22 protein-coding genes are annotated in these 20,527 nt (G+C 74.1%); 9 read left to right on the top strand and 13 right to left on the bottom strand.

Annotated elements, in window-relative coordinates; all coding sequences use genetic code 11:
• Positions 1-227 precede the first annotated feature (227 nt).
• Positions 228-869, top strand: a complete 642-nt coding sequence (locus BM314_RS22330) for a LabA-like NYN domain-containing protein (RefSeq protein ID WP_020095206.1) — start codon at positions 228-230, stop codon at positions 867-869.
• A gap of 4 nt (positions 870-873) precedes the next feature.
• On the opposite strand, the gene BM314_RS22325 is transcribed toward BM314_RS22330, so the two are convergent.
• From BM314_RS22325 to dapA, 3 genes are all read right to left on the bottom strand, one after another.
• Positions 874-1,443 (bottom strand): peroxiredoxin, encoded by a 570-nt coding sequence (locus BM314_RS22325; RefSeq protein WP_091980270.1) that lies wholly within the window; start codon positions 1,441-1,443, stop codon positions 874-876.
• Between the two features lie 218 nt (positions 1,444-1,661).
• Positions 1,662-2,135 (bottom strand): SsrA-binding protein SmpB, encoded by a 474-nt coding sequence (smpB, locus tag BM314_RS22320; protein WP_020095208.1) that lies wholly within the window; start codon positions 2,133-2,135, stop codon positions 1,662-1,664.
• Positions 2,136-2,150: 15 nt separating this feature from the next.
• Positions 2,151-3,050: a 4-hydroxy-tetrahydrodipicolinate synthase gene (gene dapA / locus BM314_RS22315; RefSeq protein WP_091682544.1), complete on the bottom strand. Its 900-nt coding sequence runs from the start codon at positions 3,048-3,050 to the stop codon at positions 2,151-2,153.
• Between the two features lie 200 nt (positions 3,051-3,250).
• Here dapA and BM314_RS22310 point away from each other — a divergent pair, with 200 nt between their 5' ends.
• Positions 3,251-5,599, top strand: coding sequence for a transglycosylase SLT domain-containing protein (locus BM314_RS22310; protein ID WP_091980267.1), 2,349 nt, complete (start codon positions 3,251-3,253; stop codon positions 5,597-5,599).
• A gap of 269 nt (positions 5,600-5,868) precedes the next feature.
• Positions 5,869-6,855 (top strand): catalase family peroxidase, encoded by a 987-nt coding sequence (locus BM314_RS22305; RefSeq protein ID WP_091980265.1) that lies wholly within the window; start codon positions 5,869-5,871, stop codon positions 6,853-6,855.
• 58 nt (positions 6,856-6,913) lie between these two features.
• Here the strand turns inward: BM314_RS22305 and BM314_RS22300 are convergent, their stop codons facing one another.
• Complete coding sequence (locus tag BM314_RS22300) at positions 6,914-7,165, bottom strand: hypothetical protein (protein WP_091980263.1); 252 nt, start codon at positions 7,163-7,165, stop codon at positions 6,914-6,916.
• 85 nt (positions 7,166-7,250) lie between these two features.
• Positions 7,251-7,829 carry a thermonuclease family protein gene (locus BM314_RS22295; RefSeq protein ID WP_091980261.1) on the bottom strand — a complete coding sequence of 193 codons (579 nt, stop codon included), beginning with the start codon at positions 7,827-7,829 and terminating at the stop codon, positions 7,251-7,253.
• A 112-nt stretch (positions 7,830-7,941) separates the two neighbouring features.
• On the opposite strand from BM314_RS22295, the gene BM314_RS22290 reads away from it, so the two are divergent.
• From BM314_RS22290 to BM314_RS22280, 3 genes are read left to right on the top strand one after another with little or no spacing between them, the layout of a single operon-like run.
• A complete protein-coding gene (locus BM314_RS22290; protein WP_091980259.1) occupies positions 7,942-8,256 on the top strand; it encodes a PepSY domain-containing protein in 315 nt (104 codons plus the stop codon).
• Between the two features lie 12 nt (positions 8,257-8,268).
• The gene (locus BM314_RS22285; protein ID WP_091980256.1) at positions 8,269-8,937 is read left to right on the top strand and encodes a response regulator transcription factor; all 669 of its coding nucleotides are present in this window, start codon (positions 8,269-8,271) and stop codon (positions 8,935-8,937) included.
• Positions 8,934-10,289 carry a sensor histidine kinase gene (locus BM314_RS22280; RefSeq protein WP_091980254.1) on the top strand — a complete coding sequence of 452 codons (1,356 nt, stop codon included), beginning with the start codon at positions 8,934-8,936 and terminating at the stop codon, positions 10,287-10,289. Before BM314_RS22285 ends, BM314_RS22280 begins: the two co-directional genes overlap by 4 nt.
• Before the next feature lie 208 nt (positions 10,290-10,497).
• Here the strand turns inward: BM314_RS22280 and cysC are convergent, their stop codons facing one another.
• The 7 genes from cysC to BM314_RS22250 all read right to left on the bottom strand — a co-directional run bounded on the left by cysC (position 10,498) and on the right by BM314_RS22250 (position 15,947).
• Complete coding sequence (gene cysC, locus BM314_RS22275) at positions 10,498-11,157, bottom strand: adenylyl-sulfate kinase (RefSeq protein WP_091980252.1); 660 nt, start codon at positions 11,155-11,157, stop codon at positions 10,498-10,500.
• A 79-nt stretch (positions 11,158-11,236) separates the two neighbouring features.
• Positions 11,237-12,331 carry a hypothetical protein gene (locus BM314_RS22270; RefSeq protein ID WP_091980299.1) on the bottom strand — a complete coding sequence of 365 codons (1,095 nt, stop codon included), beginning with the start codon at positions 12,329-12,331 and terminating at the stop codon, positions 11,237-11,239.
• A 566-nt stretch (positions 12,332-12,897) separates the two neighbouring features.
• The gene (metW, locus tag BM314_RS22265) at positions 12,898-13,617 is read right to left on the bottom strand and encodes a methionine biosynthesis protein MetW (RefSeq protein WP_091980296.1); all 720 of its coding nucleotides are present in this window, start codon (positions 13,615-13,617) and stop codon (positions 12,898-12,900) included.
• 29 nt (positions 13,618-13,646) lie between these two features.
• The gene (locus BM314_RS22260) at positions 13,647-14,852 is read right to left on the bottom strand and encodes a homoserine O-acetyltransferase MetX (protein WP_020095220.1); all 1,206 of its coding nucleotides are present in this window, start codon (positions 14,850-14,852) and stop codon (positions 13,647-13,649) included.
• A 162-nt stretch (positions 14,853-15,014) separates the two neighbouring features.
• On the bottom strand, positions 15,015-15,194 hold the full coding sequence (locus BM314_RS22255; protein ID WP_020095221.1) for a hypothetical protein: 180 nt from the start codon (positions 15,192-15,194) through the stop codon (positions 15,015-15,017).
• Between the two features lie 121 nt (positions 15,195-15,315).
• Complete coding sequence (locus BM314_RS30720) at positions 15,316-15,483, bottom strand: hypothetical protein (protein ID WP_020095222.1); 168 nt, start codon at positions 15,481-15,483, stop codon at positions 15,316-15,318.
• A gap of 170 nt (positions 15,484-15,653) precedes the next feature.
• The gene (locus BM314_RS22250) at positions 15,654-15,947 is read right to left on the bottom strand and encodes a hypothetical protein (protein ID WP_056523934.1); all 294 of its coding nucleotides are present in this window, start codon (positions 15,945-15,947) and stop codon (positions 15,654-15,656) included.
• A 191-nt stretch (positions 15,948-16,138) separates the two neighbouring features.
• On the opposite strand from BM314_RS22250, the gene BM314_RS22245 reads away from it, so the two are divergent.
• On the top strand, positions 16,139-17,254 hold the full coding sequence (locus tag BM314_RS22245) for a pyridoxal phosphate-dependent aminotransferase (RefSeq protein ID WP_091682520.1): 1,116 nt from the start codon (positions 16,139-16,141) through the stop codon (positions 17,252-17,254).
• Entirely contained in the window at positions 17,247-18,206 is a 960-nt protein-coding gene (locus tag BM314_RS22240) for a prephenate/arogenate dehydrogenase family protein (protein ID WP_042673722.1), read from the top strand. Before BM314_RS22245 ends, BM314_RS22240 begins: the two co-directional genes overlap by 8 nt.
• 147 nt (positions 18,207-18,353) lie before the next feature.
• On the opposite strand, the gene msrA is transcribed toward BM314_RS22240, so the two are convergent.
• On the bottom strand, positions 18,354-19,082 hold the full coding sequence (gene msrA / locus BM314_RS22235) for a peptide-methionine (S)-S-oxide reductase MsrA (RefSeq protein ID WP_091980249.1): 729 nt from the start codon (positions 19,080-19,082) through the stop codon (positions 18,354-18,356).
• Between the two features lie 141 nt (positions 19,083-19,223).
• Here msrA and trpB point away from each other — a divergent pair, with 141 nt between their 5' ends.
• Complete coding sequence (gene trpB, locus BM314_RS22230; protein ID WP_056523948.1) at positions 19,224-20,465, top strand: tryptophan synthase subunit beta; 1,242 nt, start codon at positions 19,224-19,226, stop codon at positions 20,463-20,465.
• Positions 20,466-20,527 lie beyond the last annotated feature (62 nt).

Here is a 20,527-nt window from a genome sequence, read left to right as displayed (position 1 = left end):
CGTGCTCTGCTTGACACGGACCCGTTTGAAACGAATGGTCCGGCGGACGGGGCGTCGGTGGCGCGGGTCATCGACCGCGCCGGTCCACCCCGGTTTGCAGAGCGCGGCGGCCGCGATCGCGGCGCACCGTCCCGGCCACGCGCCCCGGCCTTTCGCCCCGGGCGAACCCTGACCGATTGTTCAGACGATTTCCTGTCACCCACGATTTTTCGGGACCTGACCTGTTCATGCCAGTCACCCAGCGCAGCGCCATCTTCATCGACGGCGCCAACCTCTACGCCACCACCAAGGCCCTCGGTTTCGACATCGACTACAAGAAGCTGCTCAAGGAATTTCAGTCGCGGGAGAACCTCCTGCGGGCATTCTACTACACGGCCATGATCGAGGATCAGGAATACTCCTCGATCCGGCCGCTGATCGACTGGCTCGACTACAACGGCTACCGCGTCGTGACCAAGCCCGTGAAGGAGTTCACGGACTCGATGGGGCGGCGGAAGTACAAGGGCAACATGGACATCGAGCTGGCGATCGACGCCCTCGAGCTCAGCCCGCACATCGACCACATGATCCTGTTCTCCGGCGACGGCGATTTCCGTTCCCTCGTCGAGGCGATGCAGCGGCGCGGCGTGAAGGTGACGGTGATCTCCACGATCCAGACCCAGCCGGCGATGATCTCCGACGAGCTGCGGCGGCAGGCCGACGAGTTCGTCGACCTCGCGAGCCTCGCGGGCCGGATCGGGCGCGAGCCCGGCGAGCGCCCGGCGCGGGCCTCCGGCGAGGCGCCGACCCGCTACCGCGGGGAGGGAAGGGCCAATCCGGGCCTGGAGAACCGCTACGGCATCCGCCAGCCGGAGGCCGAGGAGGAGTAGCGCCTCAGGCGCTGCCCCCGTCGAGCCAGTCGAGGACCTGCCGGGCGCTCCGGTCCGGCGGGAAGACCGGGTAGAACAGCTCGCTCACGACGCCGTCGTCGATCACCAGGGTGAGGCGGCGCAGCAGCACCTGGCCGCCTGCCTCGAAGGTGGGCAGGCGCGCCGCCATCGCGAAGGCCCGGTGCGGATCGGCCAGCAGCGGGAAGGGCAGGCGCAGGCGCTCGGCCGCCTCCCGCTGGTAGGCGCTCGTCTGGGTCGAGAGGCCGAAGACCTGGGCGACGCCTCGGGCCGTCAGCGCGGCGTGGTGATCGCGGAAATCGCAGGCCTGCGGCGTGCAGCCCCGGGCGCCGGGGATCGCGTCCCAGTCGGGCGTCAGGCCCGGCCGGCCCGGCTCGCCGGTGCGCGGGTAGGCGTAGGTCACGGTGCGGCCCGGCAGCCGCGCCAGCGAGACCGTGCGGCCGTTGGTGGCGGTGAGCGCCACGTCGGGCAGGCGCATCCCGCGCAGGTGATCGGCCGCGCCGTCGTCGACGGGGACCGGCAGGTCGTCGGGCAGGGTATCGTGGGTGGAGGGCATGGGTCGCTCCGCAGGATCGCAGGCTCGGGACGCCGCACCGGCTAATCCGGGATCTTGTGACATCGCGCGGTCAGCGCAAGGCGAGCGCATCACGGCCTGCGCCCCCCCCTGTCGGAACGATCGTCTTTGCGAGCGGAGCGAAGCAATCCAGCGGCACCACGCCCGCGGACTCGCGCTGCCCTGGGTCGCTTCGCTGCGCTCGCGATGACGGCCCGGCCTCAGCCCCGGTCGCGCAGCAGCCGCGCCCGGTCGCGCTGCCAGTCGCGCTCCTTGACCGCCTCGCGCTTGTCGTGGGCCTGCTTGCCCTTGCCGAGGCCGAGCTCGACCTTCGCCCGCCCCTTGTCGTTGAAGTAGATCTTCAGTGGCACCACCGTGTAGCCCTGGCGCTGGGTCGCGCCGATCAGCTTGTTGATCTGGCGGCGGTGCAGCAGCAGGCGGCGCGGGCGCTTGGTGTCGTGGTTGAAGCGGTTCGCCTCCAGGTATTCCGGGATGTAGGCGTTGAACAGCATCAAGTCGTTGCCGGAGGGTCCGGCATAGGCCTCGCCGATCGTCGCCTTGCCGCCGCGCAAGGATTTCACCTCGGTGCCGGTCAGCGCGATGCCGGCCTCGAGCGTGTCCTCGATCGTGTAGTGATAGCGCGCGGCGCGGTTGTCGGCGACGATGCGCCGACTGGGCTCCGGTTTCGGGGCCATGATGCGTGACTTCCCTCAGTCGACCAGCAGGCCGGCGTGGCGCAGGGCGTCGTCGACGATGCGCTTGGTGGGCTCGGTCACCGGCACCAGCGGCAGGCGCAGCTCGTCGGTCATGTGGCCGAGCCGCGACAGGGCGTACTTCACCGGCGCCGGGTTGGCCTCGGCGAACAGGCCCGTCTGCAGGGGGAACAGCCTGTCCTGGAGGGTCAGCGCCCTGGCGTAGTCGCCCGCGAGCGTCGCCTCCTGCAGGTCGGCGCAGAGGCGCGGGGCGACGTTCGCCACCACCGAGATGCAGCCGTGGCCGCCGTGGGCGTTGTAGCCGAGCGCCGTCGCATCTTCGCCCGAAAGCTGGATGAAGCTCGCGCCCATGGCCTGACGCTGCTGGCTGACGCGATCGATCTTGGCGGTCGCGTCCTTCACGCCGGCGATGTTCTTCAGCTCGAAGAGCCGGGCCATCGTCTCGACGCTCATGTCGACGACGGAGCGCGGCGGGATGTTGTAGATGATGATCGGAATGCCGACCGCGTCGTTGACGGCCTTGAAGTGGGCGTAGAGGCCCGCCTGCGTCGGCTTGTTGTAGTACGGCGTCACCACGAGGACGGCGTCGGCGCCCGCGCGCTCGGCGTGCTGCGCCCGCTCGACCGCCTCGGCGGTGGAGTTGGAGCCCGCGCCCGCCACGACCGGCACGCGCCCGCCCGCCTCGTCGATGCAGGCCTCGACCACCCGGTCGTGCTCGGAATGGGTCAGGGTCGGGCTCTCGCCGGTGGTGCCGGTGGGCACGAGGCCGTGGCTGCCCTGCTCGATCTGCCAGCGCACGAACTTCCGGAAGGCGGCCTCGTCGAAGGCCCCGTCGCGGAAGGGCGTCACAAGCGCGGTGAGCGAGCCCCGCAGGCGGCTCCCGGTCATCTCGGTCATCTCAGGCGTCCCAAAGGGTCCCAGCTGGGATTTCGGCGGTCTCGGCGCCGCGCGTGGTCCGCATCGTACGGGCACGGACCGGCAGACATAGGCGGTCGCGTCACGGCGCGCAAACAGATCGTGGGGACGGTTAACGCGATCTTAATGATCACGGCCCGATCCTCGACCTTTCCCGCTCCGGTGATCAGTAGGGGGGAATCGTGATCCGACCCGCGGCCTCGCATCCGGCCCCGAAGCGCACGTCCCTCACCGCCGCCGCGCTCGTCGCCACCGTCGGCGTGGCGCTCGCCGGCCCGGCCGGCCAAGCCGGCCAAGCCGGCATCGACGCGCCCACGACGCCGCCGGCCACGCAGCCCGCGCCGCCGGCGAGCGACGCCGCCCTCTCGACCGCCCAGGTCCGAGGCGCGCAGGCCGTGAAGGCGAGCGACCCTGTCGCGGCCGACGCCCTGAAGCTCGACCCGGTCCACGCCTCGAGCGGCGACGACAAGGGCGAGGAGCCCGCCCGGACGCTGCCGGCCGCGGCCTCGGCCTACGCCTCCGCGGACCCCGACGCCCCGGTGGCCTTCCCGCTGCCGGACGCCGCGGTCACCCCGGCGGCCCCGGTGCCCGAGGTGCCGGATCCCGCGCGCCCGAAGATCTCCGGCGACACCGACCCGACGCTGCTGCGCGGCGCCATCGACCTCTACCGCAAGGGCCGGGTCGCCGACGGCGACCGGATGCGCGACGGCTTCACCGACCCGGCCGCGAAGGCGCTTCTCGAGTGGGTGGCGATCCGCGCGGGCGCCGGGATCGGCTTCAACCGCACCGTGGCCTTCGTCCGGGCCAATCCGGACTGGCCGGCCGGCCCGCTGCTGCGCCGCCGGGCCGAGGAGGCGCTGCTCTCCGAGAAGAAGGCGCCCGCGACGGTCCGGGCCTACTTCGCCACGTCGAAGCCGGTGAGCGCGCCGGGCAAGTTCGCCCTGGCGCTGGCCCTGCGCGCCGACGGCTGCGACGCCGACGCCGCCGAGATGGTCCGCGACCTCTGGCGCACCGAGAGCTTCGGCCGCAGCCTCGAAGCCAAGGTGCTCGACGCCTTCCCGGACGCGCTGACCCGGGTCGACCACCGCTACCGGATGGAGCGGGCGCTCCTGAAGGACGACTGGGAGAGCGCCGGCCGGGCCGCCGGCTACGCGGGCGGCGCCTATGCCAGCCTCGTGCGCGCCCGCCGGGCCGTGGAGGACAAGTCCTCCGGCGCCGCTTCCGCGCTCGCCGCGGTGCCGCCGTCGCTGCGCGGGGACGCGTCCTACATCTTCTCCCGGGCGCAGTATCTCCGCCGGGCCGACAAGGCCGAAGCCGCCGCCGCCGTGCTCGCGACGGCGCCGAGCAACCCGGACGTGCTGGTCGACGGCGACGAGTGGTGGATCGAGCGCCGGATCGTGGCGCGCAAGCTCCTCGACCTCGGCGATGCCAAGACCGCCTACGCGGTGGCGAGCCAGCCGGCGGCGCGCTCGCCCGAGAAGCGCATCGAGGCCGAGTTCCACGCCGGCTGGATCGCGCTCCGCTTCGCCGGCGATCCCGCCGCCGCCGCGCAGCATTTCGCCCGGGTGGCGGCGATCGCCGAGAGCCCGATCTCGGTGGCGCGGGCCGCCTACTGGCAGGGACGGGCGGCCGAGGCGCTCGGCCAGTCGGAGGAGGCGAAGCGCTTCTACGAGCGCGCCGCCCTGCAGCCGATCGCCTATTACGGCCAGGTGGCCCGGGCCCGGCTCGGCCAGACCAGCCTGCCCCTGCGGGCGCCGGCCGACCTTGAGGGCGCGGAGCGCCAGGCCTTCGACGGGCGGCTCTCCATCCGCGCCCTGCGCCTGCTCGGCGAGGCCGGGATCAAGGAGCTGGCCCTGCCGCTCTACATCGACGCCGCCCGGGACCTCTCGGACCCGCGCGAGCTCCAGGCGCTCGGCGACCTCGCCACCGACATGAAGGACGCCCGCGCCCTGGTGGCGATCGGCAAGCTCGCGGTCCAGCGCGGCCTGCCGCTCGACGCCCACGCCTACCCGACGATCGGCATTCCCACCTACGAGACCTTCACGGCGGTCCCGCAGGTCGAGCGGGCCATGGTCTACGCCATCGCCCGCCAGGAGAGCCAGTTCGACCCGCGGGCGCAGTCGGGCGTCGGCGCCAGGGGGCTGATGCAGATGATGCCGGCCACCGCCCAGCGCACCGCCCGCCGGGTCTCGACCGCCTTCGACGTCGACCGCCTGACCAGCGACCCCGCCTACTGCGCGAGGCTCGGCCAAGCCCATCTCGGCGAGCTGATGGAGGATTGGCGCGGCTCCTACGTGCTCGCCTTCGCCTCCTACAACGCGGGCGGCGGCAACGTGAAGAAGTGGATCGACGCCTACGGCGACCCGCGCAAGGGCGACGTCGACGTGATCGACTGGGTGGAGCGCATCCCCTTCACGGAGACGCGCAACTACGTGCAGCGGGTCATGGAGAACCTGCAGGTCTACCGCTCGCGGCTCGACAGCCGCAGCGCCCTGCTGATCGAGGGCGACCTCCACCGCGGCGCGCGGTAGGACGCATAACCGGGTCATCCGTCTGCTGCCGAGGACCCGGGCCGTGTTCGTCGCTCCGGGGCGCCCCGTGGGGTCCGGGCTCCGCTGCGCGGCCCCGAGATGACGGAGAGACCCCGTGGACCGGCGAGACGTCGGTGCCTCTCGGTTTTCCCCGCCTCCCGCTCCGCAGCGGCATAGCTTTTGGTTGTGCCTCCGCCGCCTGGCTCCCTAGAAGATGGGCCGGTCCGCATTGGCCGGCTCCCGAGAGCCCGCGCTGCCGAGAGGTTCCCATGCTGCGTTCGAGATCGGGTTTCGCCCTCCTGCTGAGCACCGCGCTCGCGGCCGCCGCACCGGCCCTGGCCCAGGAGGCCTCCACCGCCGAGCAGACGATCGACGTGATGAACACGCTGTTCGGCAAGCATCCGGGCGCCCGGGCCAACCACGCCAAGGGCGTGGTCGCCGAGGGCAGCTTCACCCCGTCGCCAGAGGCGGCGAAGATCAGCAAGGCCTCCCTGTTCCAGGGGCCGGCGGTGCCGGTGACGATCCGGTTCTCGGACGCCACCGGCGTCCCGACCATCCCGGACGGCGCGGCCGACGCCAACCCGCACGGCCTCGCGCTCAAGTTCAAGCTGGGCGACGGCTCGGAGATGGACGTCGTCACGAACTCGCTCAAGTACTTCCCGGTCGCCACGGGCGAGGAGTTCCGCGACCTCCTGAAGGCCGCCGCCGAGAGCGGCCCGAAGGCCGCCCATCCGACCGCGCTGGAGCGCTTCGCCGCCGCCCACCCGGCCGCCGCCACCGCGGGCGGGACCGCCAGGACCCCGTCGAGCCTCGCCCGGCAGACCTACAACGGCGTCAACGCCTTCATCCTGGTGGACGCCGCCGGCAAGCGGCAGCCGTTCCGGTTCCGCTTCGTGCCGGTGGAGGGCGAGGAGATCCTCCCGCCCGAAGAGGCTGCCAAGCGCGACCCGAACTTCCTGATGGCCGAGATCGGCCCGCGGGTCGCCAAGACTCCGGCGAGGTTCCGGATGCTGGCCCAGCTCGCCGAGCCGGGTGACCCGACCAACGACGCCACCAAGCCCTGGCCGGACGACCGGAAGACGGTCGATCTCGGCACCGTGACGGTGAGCAAGGTCGTGCCCGACAGCGCCGAGGCCGAGAAGGCGCTGCTGTTCATGCCGAACAACCTGACCGACGGGATCGAGGTCTCGGACGACCCGCTGATCGACGCCCGCGTCCAGGCCTACGCGGTCTCGTTCAGCCGCCGCTCGCAGTAGCGCGGCCCGGCCGGGCGGGATCTCCGGTTCGCGCCCTCATCCCGAGGTCCGGAGCGGATCAGCGGCCCGTCCCGGCCTTCGGGGCGGAGGGCGCCGTCGTGCCGCCCGGCTGCCCTTTGCTCTCGACCGGGCCCGTGCGGGCGCCGTCCCGGGTGGCGCCGGTGCCGCTGAGGCCGCCCGCGCCCATGCTGGTCGTGGGCGCGCCGGCATCCTTGCGTCCCTCGGCCTTGCCCTGGCCCTCGGCGTCAGCGGCCCCCGCCGCGCAGGTGAGCAGGGCGGCGAGCAGCTTGGTACGGGTCAGGATCCTCATGGGGCCTCCGCGGGTCCACCGCCGCCCGGGCGGGCTCTCCGGTCCAACCGGGGGCGCCCGGGAGCGTTCCCGTGAGGACGGGGCGTCACCCGGCGGCGCGCAGGCCCGCGGCGGCGCGGCGGCCCCGCCGCTCGGCGGGATCCTGGAACACCCCCGACCACAGGCCGAGGCGGCGCCCCCAGGCCCGGTCCGCCGCGGGCGCGTAGTCCGGCGCGAGGTCCCGGTCGGGCAGGGCGAGGCCCTGCGCCACCATCCAGGCCCCGAGATCCGCCTCGCCGACCCGGCAGAGCGCCGCGCCCGCCTCGCCCCGCGGCTCGCAGGTGACGGCCGCCCCGCCGATCCGGTCGGCGAGCGCCCGGGCGGCGTCGCGGCCGCACGGGTAGGGCCGGTCCCGGGCGTCCGCGCAGGTCGCGTCGGCCTCCGGCGCGGCGATCCCGAACAGGCTGACCGGCCGCCCGCCGACGCGCAGCGTCCCGCCGTCGATCACCTGGGCGGGGCCGCGCAGGATCTCGCCGGCCCGGGCGGGGGCGTGCCAGGACAGGCCGCCGATCAGGAGCGCGGCGAGGAGCGGCAGGCGCGAGCGGCCGCCCCTGTCGTCCGGGCAGAGGAGGGTGCCGGCGAGGCCGGCCGCGCAGGCGAGGAGGATACCGACGTAGAGCGACATGGTCTCAGGTCTCCGGAAGGGCTATGGCGGCCCTTGTGCCGAAGCCCCGCCCCGCGACCCTGACGCCGGCTGTCAGCGTCCCGTCAGGCGGCGCGGCCTAGCCTGCGCCCGCATGAGCCCGTTCCCGCCCCGCCGCCTCGTTCTCGCCCTCGGCCTGCTGGCCGCCCTCGCGGGCGGGCCCCTGCACGCCTCCGAGGATGCCGACCGGGCCCGCCGGGCGCTGGAGAGCGGCGAGATCCGCCCCCTCGACGCGGTGCTGGCGGCGGCCCGGGCGGCGGTGCCGGGAGACGTCGTGTCGGTCGACCTCAAGCGCGACGACGGGCACTGGCTGTACAAGCTGCGCATCCTCGGGCCCGACGGGAAGCGCCGGACCGTGAAGGTCGATGCCGGCACGCTGAAGATCCTGGACGAGGACGACGATGATTGAGGAGGCCGGGCCGTGCGCGTCCTGATCGTCGAGGACGAGCCGCGCATCGCGGCGGACGTCCGGCAGGGGCTGGAGAGGGCCGGTTACGTCGCCGACGTGGTGGCGGACGGCGAGGCGGCGTGGTTCCGCGCCGAGACCGAGACGTACGACGCCATGGTGCTGGATCTCGGCCTGCCGCGCCTCGACGGGCTCGGCGTGCTGCGCCGCCTGCGCGCCGCCGACATCGCCCTGCCGGTCCTGATCCTCACCGCCCGCGACGGCTGGCGCGAGCGCGTCGAGGGCATCGACGCCGGCGCCGACGACTACCTCGCCAAGCCGTTCCGCATGGAGGAGCTGGTCGCGCGGCTGCGGGCGATCCTGCGGCGCACCGCCGGCCACGCCGCGCCGGTGCTGCGCGCCGGCACGGTCGAGCTCGACACCCGCACCCGCGCGGTCAGCGTCGACGGCAGGCCCACGGAGCTGACCGCCCTGGAATACCGGCTGCTGGCCTTCCTGCTGCACCGGCCGGGGCAGGTCGTGCCGGCGGGCGAGCTGCTCGACCACCTCCACGGCGTCGGGACCGAGCGCGAGGCCAACGCCCTGGAGGCGCTCCTGACGCGCCTGCGGCGCAAGATCGGGCCGGGGGTGATCGAGACCCGCCGCGGCCAGGGCTACCTGATCGCCGGACCGGACGGGCCGTGAGGCGCGACTCCCTCCGCCTGCGGCTCGGCCTCGCGGCGGCCGCGCTGATCGCGCTGGCGCTGGTGCTCGCCGGGATCGGCCTCACGGTGATCCTCGACCGGGTGCTCGACGCCCGCACCGTCGCCGATCTGGACCGGACCGCCAAGCTCATCGCCGGCCGGGTGGGCCTCGCGCCGGACGGGACGCCGACCCTGTCCCGGGACCTGCCGGACCCGCGCTTCGCCACGCCCTACGGCGGCCTGTACTGGCAGGTCGAGGCGGGATCGCGCGCGCTGCGCTCGCGCTCCCTCTGGGACAGGAGCCTCGACCTGGGACCGGCCGGGGCGGGCACGCAGGCCCCCGCGACCCTCGACACGACCGGGCCCGACGGCGGCCGGCTCATCGCGGTGGTGCGGCCGCTGCAGATCGGCGCGCCGGGCGCCGAGACCGCGCTGCGGGTCGCGGTGGCGGAGGACCGGCGCGGCCTCGCGGCGAGCCGGACCACCTTCCTGCGCCTGCTCGTCCCGGCGCTCGTCGCCCTGTTCGTCGTCCTGACCCTGGCGATGGGCCTGTTCGTGCACCGGGCGCTCGGCCCGTTCCGGGTGCTGCAGGCGGAGCTCCTGGCGGTCCATGCCGGGCGGCGGGCGCGGCTGCCGGAGCAGTTCCCCGACGAGGTCCGGCCGCTGGTTACCGATCTCAACCGGCTGCTCGACGCGCAGGAGCGCGCCCTGGTCCGCGCCCGCGACGCCGCCGCCGACATGGCCCACGGCCTCAAGACGCCGCTGGCGGTGCTGGACGCGCTGGCGCGCCGGACCGGGCCGACCGACCCGGCGCTGGCGGCCGAGATCGCCGAGCAGGCGCGGGCCATGGGCGGTCAGGTGGAGCGGGCGCTGGCCCGGGCGCGGGTCGCGGCCGCGGGCGACCTGCGGCGGCGGTCCTGCCCGGTCGCCCCGGTGGCGGAACGCCTCGTCGCGACCCTGCGGCGGCTGCCGGAGGGCGGGTCCCTCGACTGGGCCGTGGCGGTGCCCGGGACCCTCGCCTATCCGGGCGAGGAGGGCGAGCTGATGGAGGTGCTGGGCAACCTCCTCGACAATGCCCGGAAGTGGGCGCACCGGCGGGTCCGGATCACCGGGACGGAAGCCGGGACGGACGCCGGCCAGCCGGGCCTCGCCGTCGAGGATGACGGCCCCGGCATGAGCGCCGCGGCCATCGCGGGAATCGGGCGCGGCCAGCGCTGGGACGAGAGCCGGCCGGGCACCGGCTTCGGCATCGCCATCGCCCGCGACGTCGCCGAGGCCGTCGGCGCCCGACTCGATTTCGGCCGCTCGGCGCTGGGCGGCCTGCGGGCGGAGCTGCGCTGGCCGGGCGGGTAGGGCGAGCCGGGCGCCTCCCAATTCGCGCCCTCATCCTGAGGTGCCGGCTGAGGTGCCGGCTGAGGTGCCGGAGCGAAGCGCAGGCCTCGAAGGCGGGCTCCAGGGATCGCGCGGCCGGCTGGAACCCTCCTTCGAGCCCCGCTTCGCGGTCACCTCAGGATGAGGGGATGGCTGGGAGGACCCGGTGTGCGCGTCGGGAACCACACGCTCACCGCCCCGGCCTCGCACCCGCGCCCGCCCGGCTCAGCCGCATCAGCCGCGCGCTCAGGGCGCGGGCGCAGGCCGCGGTGCCGCGGCCCTCGGTGGCGATCGTCAGGTCCGGCCGCTCCGGCGCCTCGTAGGGCGCCGAGATGCCGGTGAAGCCCGGGATGCGGCCGGCGCGGGCCAGCCGGTAGAGGCCCTTCGGGTCCCGGGCCTCGCACAGGCCCAGTGGCGTGTCGACGAACACCTCCAGGAACGGGATGTCGCCGGCGATCCGGCGCGCCAGCGCCCGGTCGGCCCGGTAGGGCGAGATCAGCGAGACGATCACCACCGTCCCTGCCTCGGCCATCAGCCGCGCCACCTCGGCGGTGCGCCGGACGTTCTCGGCGCGGTCCTCCGGCGAGAAGGCGAGGTCGGCGTTGAGCCCGTGGCGCAGGTTGTCGCCGTCGAGGACCGCGCTGTGCCGGCCGCCCGCGACCAGGGTCCGGTCGGCCTCCGCCGCCAGCGTCGACTTCCCCGCCCCCGACAGGCCGGTCAGCCACGCGATCACCGGCACCTGGCCGAGGCGCGCCCAGCGCGCCTCCCGCGCCTGGAGGGGGTGCCAGGTCACGGGGCCCGGAGGGAGGCCGGCCGGAACCGTATGCGGGATCTTCTGCACGACGCACATATCCACCGCCTGGTCACACGCCTGGGGCGGCGTCCGCGGGGGCGGCCGCCGGTTCTCGGACATCGACACGCGCGGGCCCCTACGGCACGCGCCAGACCGGGTAGCCGACGGCCTCGCCGAGGCGCTCCCGGCACTCCTCCAGGATATGGGCCGTCCGCCGCCGCCACGCGGGCGGGGACCGGAAGGCGGCCCGCGCCGCCGCCGCCCGCACCAGCGCCTCGACCGCGGCCTCCGTCTCGGGCGCGACCGGCCCGGCGGCGAGCTCGTTCGGCGGGGCGGCGGGCGCGGCCGCGATCACCGCGTCCCAGCTCTGCCCCCAGCAGGCGGCGGCGAAGCGCGCGTTCCCGGCCGCGTAGCGCGCCGCGACGCGGGCCAGCCCCTCCGGGGCGTCGCCGCGGAACCGCTCCGCGTCGAGCCCCCGCGCCCAGGCCCAGTCATCGAGGACGTGGCCGAGCAGCCGGCGATGCCCGGTCACCTGCCGGTGCACGCCGAGCCGGTACAGGCGGCGCGACGCCTCGACCGCGACCGGCCCGGAACTCCGGTTGGTGCGGTAGGCGAGGTCGGCCGGGCCGAGGAGCGGCGCGAGGCGCTCGCCCAGCCCGAGCCCGTCGACCAGCCGCGCCAGCAGCGGCGCGTCGGACCGCCGGTCGCGGTACGGCAGGGCGGTGACGCGCCCCGCGGCGGCGCGGCGCCAGGGCTCGAGCCGGTCCGCGTAGTCGTAGCGCCGGGACCCGCCCTCGGAGCGGAGGAAGCCGCGGAACGTGCGGCCCTCGGCGACGACCTGCGCCCGCAGGGCGTAGGCCGAGGCCAGCTGCTCGGCCTGCGGCTTGACCACGAGCGCCGCCTCCAGGGCGAAGCCGCGGCGCGCGAACAGGTCGGACAGGATCTCGGGAACGCGCCAGAACGGGCGCTGGACGGAGAAGTCCTCGTAGGAGAGCAGGACCGTGTCGACCGGCGTGGCGGCCAGGATCGCGTCGAGCCGCGCGAGGGCCTCGCGGCGCTCCGCGGCGCCGCGGCGCCGGTCCAGCGCCTGGCCGAGCCGGTAGTGGTTGACGTCGTCGCTGCCGGGGGCGCCCGGCGGGGCGAGGTTCGGGTAGCAGATCCCGGCCGCGGCGAGGCGGGGGCGCAGGCGGGCCAGCACCTCCTGGAACGCGGTGGAGCCGGTTCGGGGCATCCCGATGTGAACGATCGCGCGGCGCACGTGTCCTGTCGACCCTGCTGGAATTCGCGGTTGCGGCAAGTCTTCCGCGCAGCCGGGCACAGTCCACGACCCCTCGTGGACGCGCACGTCTCGGGATGAACGCCGGACGAATCCGTAATCACGGTCCGATCACGGGAACGCGACCAGAAATAGCCAAGCTCCGTTTCTGCTCTATTTCAGACGGATTGCGGAATCGCCGGGCCGGGGCGCCGCGGGCGCGCCCGGGAGAGGCAGCGCCGCGCGGCGACCCTCGAGCGCCGGACAACAGCGGCGCGATGCCGGGGCCGCTTCCGATCGTGTTGCAACGGTCGGGAAGGACGACGACCCCGGTCGAGACATCCGCGCCACGCCCCCTCTCCCGTGCGGGAGAGGGTTGGGGTGAGGGACAAGACGCTTCGAGGTCGAGCGAGCCATCACGGCGCGACGGGGGTGTGCCTCGTCCGGACGGAGCTGGTCCCTCTCCCGCACGGGAGAGGGGACCCGCGCCTCGTCCGGCACGGGCTCGACGCGCCACCGCCTCGCCTTGCTCGGGAGCGGTTCTAGGGCCCGGCATCCTCGCGCCGGAGCAGGAACACGCCCTGCGCGCCGAACAGGTTCCAGACCCACCAGGGCATGGAGAACCGCATCGGCCGGCCGCGGGCGTCCAGCGCCGTGGCGTGCTCGATCCGCGCGCCGATCAGGCGGCACAGGCCGACGAAGTCGCGGATCGTGCAGTGGTGGATGTTGGGCGTCTCCCACCACGCGTCCGGCATGATCTCGGTGACCGGCATCCGCCCGCGGAAGGCCAGCTCGGAGCGCACCCGCCAGTGCCCGAAATTCGGGAACGAGATGATCACCTGCCGGCCGATGCGCAGCAGGTGCTCCAGCACCACCCGGGGATTGCGGGTCGCCTGGATGGTCTGGGACAGGACCACCACGTCGAAGGCGCCGTCCGGGTAGTTGGCGAGGTCGGTGTCGGCGTCGCCCTGGATCACCGACAGGCCCCGGGCGAGGCAGGCGTTCACGCCCTCGCGGGACAGCTCGATCCCGCGCCCGTCGATGCCGCGGCGGTCGCGCAGCAGCGCCAGCAGCGAGCCGTCGCCGCAGCCGATGTCGAGCACCCGGGCGCCGGCCGGGACGAGGCCGAGCACGACGAGGTGGTCGACGCGGGCGCCGCCGCCCTCGGCCGCGTGGGGCAGGGCGTCCGCGCCCTCCCAGGGGGCGCCGTGGCGGATCTTGCCCAAGGAGATCTTGCCCAGGGGCAGCTTGCCGAAGGTCATCTTGCCGGGCCCGCCGCTCGCCATCCGCGTCACAGCCCGCGCGCCCGGGCGGCGGCGTCGATGAAGCCGCGGGCCGCGGAGAACATGGCCGGCTCGTCGAGCAGGAAGGCGTCGTGGCCCTTGTCGCTCTCGACCTCCACGAAGGCCACCGGCGCCGCGGCGGCGTTGAGCGCGTGGACGATCGCCCGGGAGTCGCGGGTCGGGAACAGCCAGTCCGAGGTGAACGAGATCACGCAGAAGCGGGTCTTGGTGCCCCGGAAGGCGTTGGCGAGCACGCCGCCGTGGTCCTCGGCGAGGTCGAAATAGTCCATCGCCCGGGTCAGGTAGAGGTAGGCGTTGGCGTCGAACCGCTCGACGAAGCTCAGGCCCTGGTGGCGCAGGTAGCTCTCGATCTGGAAATCGGCGTTGAACGAGAAGGTCGGCGCCGTGCCGCCCTGGAAGCGCCGGCCGAACTTCCGGTGCAGCGCCGGCTCGGACAGGTAGGTGATGTGCGCGCCCATCCGGGCGACGCCGAGCCCCTTGGCGGGCCGGGTGCCCGCCTCGAGGTAGCGCCCGTCCGCCCAGGCGGGGTCGGCCATGATCGCCTGCCGGCCGACCTCGTGGAAGGCGATGTTCTGCGCCGAGTGGCGGGCGCCGGTGGCGATCGGCATCGCGGCGAAGACGCGCTCGGGATAGAGCGCCGCCCATTGCAGCACCTGCATCCCGCCCATCGAGCCGCCGATGCACAGGAACAGGTCCCGGATGCCGAGATGCTCCAGCAGCATTGCCTGGGCCCGGACCATGTCGCGGATCGTCACCAGCGGGAAGTTCAGCCCGTAGGGCCGCCCCGTCGCCGGGTCGATCGAGGCCGGGCCGGTGGAGCCCATGCACGAGCCGATGACGTTCGAGCAGACGACGAAGTAGCGGTCCGTGTCGATCGGCTTGCCGGGGCCGACCAGCGTCTCCCACCAGCCGGGCTTGCCGGTCACCGGGTGGGTGTGGGCGAAGTACTGGTCGCCGGTCAGCGCGTGGCAGATCAGGACCGCGTTCGAGCGCGCGGCGTTGAGCGTGCCGGCGGTCTGGTAGGCGATCTGGAAGGGCGCGAGCTCGACGCCCGCGTCGGTGAGCAGGGGCGTGTCGGCGGCGAAGCGCGCCACCGGGCTCCGCGGGTCGAGCGCCTGCGAGCGCTCGGACGCGCGCCGCGCCGGCTCGTCGATCGGGTCCGGCCTCAGGGCCGTGTCCGTTTGGGTGTCCATGGCGGGTCTTGACGACCGTGTATCGGTTCGGATCCGAACCGGGAGAGCACGGGATCGCCTGACGCGCCGCACTCGCCCGACGCGGCCAGCCCCGTCGAGGTAATGCGCGGGGGGCCGAGCGTCAACGCGGGCCGGCCGGTCGGTCAGGCCCGGTCGGGTCGCTCACGCGATCGGTGCGGCCATCACGGCGAGCCCCAGGGCGGGCAGGCCGAGCGCGAGGGCGGCCCGGGCATCCAGACGGTCCGCGCGGACGCCCGCCCGCCAGTGCCGGCTCGCCGCGCTCTCGATCAGCATGCCGGCGAGCACGAGACCGCAGCCGATCAGGGCCTGCATCGAAACCATGGGAACCTCGCCCGGACAGCCGCGCGACCGGGGGCGCCGCGCGTCTCGGCGCGCCCCCGGTTGCCGCTGGGAAAGTCCGTCCGGTGTCTGACGGTTCCTCGCCGACGCCTCAGCCGGCGCCTCAGCGCATGGCGGCCGCGCAGGCCGCGAAGACCAGGGCGGCGCCGGCGGCCGTGATGCAGCCGTTGGCCCAGGGCGCCGCCTCGGCGCGCCGCAGGCGGCAATCCGCGGCGACCGAAACGAGGATCCCGATCAGGAAGAGGCTGCAGGGGATCAGGTCACCGGGCATCGTCGATCCATCCAGGGGTTGCGGGTCGGGGCACGCCCGACGCGCCCCTGTTCTCCCGGTTCAACAGGCCGAAACGTGGCGAGTGCCCCGCGGCATTTGCGCGTCGCCGATTTGCCGCGGCGCCCCGGATGGATCGCGCTGGTTGAAGTCTGCCGATGAAGTCCCGCCGATCAGGTCCTGGCCGAGGCCGGCCGGGTGTCGAAATCCTCCGGGCCCAGATCGAGGAGGTCGTTGGGGGTCTCGGTCCGGTCGTAGGCCTGGCTCGCCGCGGCCTCGATCACCGCCTGATTGCGGGCGAACAGCTCCAGGGGGGCGAGGTCGGCGCCGCCGAACTGCTGGCGCAGCACGGGAACCGGGACCTCGACCGCGATCACCCGCTGGCCGTTCGTCATGGCGAAGCGGATCAGCGAGTCGTCGGCGGGGAGGATGTGGGCGCCGCCGTCCAGGTAGCGTTCGAGGGGCATGCGGGGATCCTTCGTGGTGGGCGCCTGTCGGCGGAGCGCCGGCATACAGGCACGACTCCGTGGGGCCGGACAAGTCGCCCCGGCAGGGTCGGGCCGCCACCTCCGGAGTCGGCCCCGGGTTCACCGGCCGAGGAAATGCTGTAGACGGGCGCGGAACCGACCGAACCCCGCGCATCCCGAGTCGCACCGCTATGTCCGCCCCCCGACCCGCCCGTCCGGAACCGCGTCCCGGCGTCCTGGCGATCGACACCTACGTGCCCGGCAAGAGCGGGCGGCCCGGGGGCGGCAAGGTCTACAAGCTGTCCTCCAACGAGACGCCCCTCGGCCCGAGCCCGGCGGCGCTGGCCGCCCTCCACGCGGCGACCGCCAAGCTCGAGACCTACCCGGACGGGCGCGCCACGGTGCTGCGCACCGCCATCGCCCGGCGCTACGGGCTCGACCCCGAGCGGATCGTCTGCGGCGCGGGCTCGGACGAGCTCCTGTCGCTGCTGGCCTACGCGTATGGCGGGCCGGGCACCGAGGGGATCTACTCGGAGCACGGATTCCTCGTCTACCGGATCGCCATCCTGGCCTCGGGCGGCGAGCCCGTGGTCGCGCCCGAGCGCGACCTCACCGTCGACGTCGACGCGATCCTGGCCCGGGTCACCGACCGGACGCGGATCGTCTACGTCACGAACCCCAACAACCCGACCGGCACCTACCTGCCCTTCGACGAGATCCGCCGCCTCCACGCCGGCCTGCCGCCGCACGTGCTGCTGGTGATCGACGGCGCCTACGCCGAGTACGTCCGCGCGAACGACTACTCGGCCGGGCTCGAGCTGGCCCTCGAGGCCGAGAACGTCGTGATGACCCGCACCTTCTCGAAGATCCACGGCCTCGCCTCCGTGCGGATCGGCTGGATGGTCGCGCCGGCGCACGTGGCGGACGCGGTCAACCGGATCCGGGGCCCGTTCAACGTCTCGGGCCCGGCGATCGCCGCGGGCTCGGCCGCCATCGCCGACGAGGCGCACATGGCCGCCGCCGCCGCCCACAATGCCGAGTGGCTGCCGAAGCTCACCGAGGGCGCCCGCGCGCTCGGCCTGGAGGTCACGCCGAGCGTCGCGAACTTCCTGCTGATCCACTTCCCCGACGCGCCGGGCCGCTCGGCGGAGGACGCGGACGCGTTCCTGACCGAGCGCGGCCTCATCACCCGGCGGGTCACCGCCTACGGCCTGCCCAACGCCCTGCGGGTGACGGTGGCGGGCGCCGAGGCGAACGAAGCCTTCCTGGCCGCGCTCGGCGACTTCGTGCGGGGCCGGCATGGCTGAGACGTCCGTGGCCGGGGCGCCCGGGACCGAGGCGCCCGCTATCGGCCGCCTCGCCATCGTCGGCCTCGGGCTGATCGGCTCCTCGATCGCCCGGGCGGCGCGCCGCTACGGCCTCGCCCGGACCATCGTGGCGGTGGACCGCGACGCGGCCGTGCGCGCCCGGGTGCGCGAGCTCGGCATCGCCGACGTCGTCACGGGCGACCCGGCGGAGGGCGCCGCCGGCACCGACCTCGTCATCCTGTGCGTGCCGGTGGGCGCGATCGGGGCGGCGGCGGCCGAGATGGCGCCGCATCTCAAGCCCGGCGCGATCGTGTCGGATGTCGGCTCGGTGAAGGGCGCCGTGGTGGCGGCGGTCCGGCCGCACCTGCCCGAGGGCGTCGCGCTGGTCCCCGGGCACCCGATCGCCGGGACCGAGTTCTCGGGGCCGGACGCGGGCTTCGCGACCCTGTTCCAGGGCCGCTGGTGCATCCTGACCCCGCCCGAGGGCACCGATCCGGCGGCGATCGAGACCGTCCGCGCCCTGTGGGCGGGGATGGGCGCCGACGTCGAGACGATGAGCGCCGAGCACCACGACCACGTGCTCGCCATCACCAGCCACCTGCCGCACCTGATCGCCTACAACATCGTGGGCACCGCGGCCGACCTCGAGGCGGCGACGCAGTCCGAGGTGATCAAGTTCTCGGCGAGCGGGTTCCGCGACTTCACCCGCATCGCGGCGTCGGACCCGACCATGTGGCGGGACATCTTCCTCAACAACCGCGAGGCGGTGCTGGAGATGCTCGGCCGGTTCAACGAGGACCTGTCGGCGCTCGCCAAGGCGGTGCGCTGGGGCGACGGCGACGCGCTCCACGCGATGTTCACCCGCACCCGGGCGATCCGGCGCAGCATCGTGGCGCAGGGCCAGGAGACCGCGGCACCGGATTTCGGCCGGCCGCGTCCGCCGGAGGAATAGGGAAGGCGGCGGACCGACCCTCACACGGACTGGGTCCCTCAGCGCCGTCTTTGCGAGCGCAGCGAAGCAATCCAGGGGGGCTCTACGCTGTGGGGGATGTCGCGCTGCCCTGGGTCGCTTCGCTGCGCTCGCGATGACGGGGAGCGCTCACGCCGGCGGGCGGTTGACCAGCACCGGCTGCGCGGCCGTCCGCTCCGGGAACAGCTGCTTCAGGGCCTCGAGCTTCGGCGCGTCGTTGGCGGCGATGTACGGGTGGCCGGGGTGCAGGGCCATGAAGTCCTGGTGGTAGCCTTCCGCCGGGTAGAACGCGGCGCCCGGCTCGATCCGGGTGGCGACCGGCCGCGCGTAGGCCTGGGCCGCGTCGAGCTGGGCGATGTAGGCCCCGGCCACCCGCGCCTGGTCGGCGTCCTGCGGGAACAGGGCCGAGCGGTACTGGCGCCCGGCATCGGGTCCCTGGCGATCCACCTGGGTCGGGTCGAGGGCCACCGAGAAGAAGATCCGCAGCAGCTCGTCGTAGCGGATGACCGACGGGTCGTAGGTGACCGACACGGCCTCGGCGTGGCCGGTCCCGCCGCCGCTCACGGTGCGGTAATCGGCCTCCGCGCGGGTGCCGCCGGCGTAGCCCGACACCGCGCCGCTCACCCCGCGCACGTGCTGGAACAGCCCCTGCACGCCCCAGAAGCAGCCGCCGGCGAAGACGGCCACGCGCGGCCCCGGCGGCTCGGCGGAGCGGGTCACGGCCTCCGGCAGGCGCCGGGGCGCCTCCTCGGCGAAGGCCGGGAGCCGGGGGAGCAGGACGGCGCCCGCGAGCCCTAGCCCGAGCCCCGCCCCGAGGACCGGGCGGGAGAGGGTGCGAAACGTGTCGCGAAGGGCCATGTCAACCTCCTGCCGGATGCTGACAGCCCGTTCGCGCCGGGGCCCGATCCGGTTACGCGCGCGGCTGGCCGCATTGCGGTGACGGCGACATGGGTCTAGGCACCCGGCAACAGATCGACACGCGCGCGCAGGATCCGTCCCGTGACCATCGCCCCCGAGCCCAACTCCTTCCGCACCGGCCCCGACGAGCGCGGCCGCTTCGGCATCTTCGGCGGCCGCTTCGTCGCCGAGACGCTGATGCCGCTGATCCTCGAGCTGGAGGCAGCCTACGACGCGGCCAAGCAGGACCCGACCTTCCAGGCCGAGATGGAGAGCTACGGCACCCACTATATCGGCCGGCCGAGCCCGCTCTACTACGCCGAGCGCCTCACCGAGCACCTGCGCGCCAAGGCGCCGGCGGGGCAGGGCGCCAAGGTCTATTTCAAGCGCGAGGAGCTGAACCATACCGGCTCCCACAAGGTGAACAACGTGCTGGGCCAGATCCTGCTGGCCCGCCGCATGGGCAAGCCGCGGATCATCGCCGAGACCGGCGCCGGCCAGCACGGCGTCGCCACCGCCACGCTGTGCGCGCGCTTCGGCCTCAAGTGCGTCGTCTACATGGGCGCGGTCGACGTCGCCCGGCAGGCGCCCAACGTCTTCCGCATGAAGATGCTCGGCGCCGAGGTGATCCCGGTGGAATCCGGCACCAAGACCCTCAAGGACGCCATGAACGAGGCGCTGCGCGACTGGGTCACCAACGTCGCCGACACGTTCTACTGCATCGGCACGGTGGCGGGCCCGCACCCGTACCCGGCCATGGTCCGCGACTTCCAGTCGGTGATCGGCCGCGAGACCCGCGAGCAGATGATCGCGCAGGAGGGCCGGATCCCGGATTCCCTCGTCGCCTGCATCGGCGGCGGCTCGAACGCCATGGGGCTGTTCCACCCGTTCCTGGACGACCGCGAGGTCGAGATCTTCGGCGTCGAGGCCGCGGGCCACGGCGTCCAGTCGGGCCTGCACGCGGCCTCCCTCACCGGCGGCAGGCCGGGCGTGCTGCACGGCAACCGCACCTACCTGCTGATGGACGGGGACGGCCAGATCGCCGACGCGCACTCGATCTCGGCGGGCCTCGACTATCCGGGCATCGGCCCCGAGCACGCGTGGCTGCACGAGATGGGCCGGGTCACGTACCTGTCGGCGACCGATTCCGAGACGCTGGAGGCGTTCAAGCTCTGCTCGATGCTGGAGGGGATCATCCCGGCCCTGGAGCCGGCCCACGCCCTGTCCAAGATCCTGGAGCTCGCGCCGCAGCGCCCGGCCGAGCACCTCATGGTGCTCAACATGTCGGGCCGCGGCGACAAGGACATCCCGCAGGTGGCCGAGATCTTCGGCACGAAGATCTGAGGGCGCGCGGCGGCGGTCCTCCGCCCGCCGCGCCCCGCCTGTCCCGCGCGCGGACCGTCGGC

This window comes from Methylobacterium sp. 13MFTsu3.1M2 (assembly GCF_900112625.1).
Lineage (GTDB): Bacteria > Pseudomonadota > Alphaproteobacteria > Rhizobiales > Beijerinckiaceae > Methylobacterium.
The sequence above is the reverse complement of the archived record's forward strand: the minus strand, read 5'-3'. Positions and strand labels throughout refer to the sequence as shown.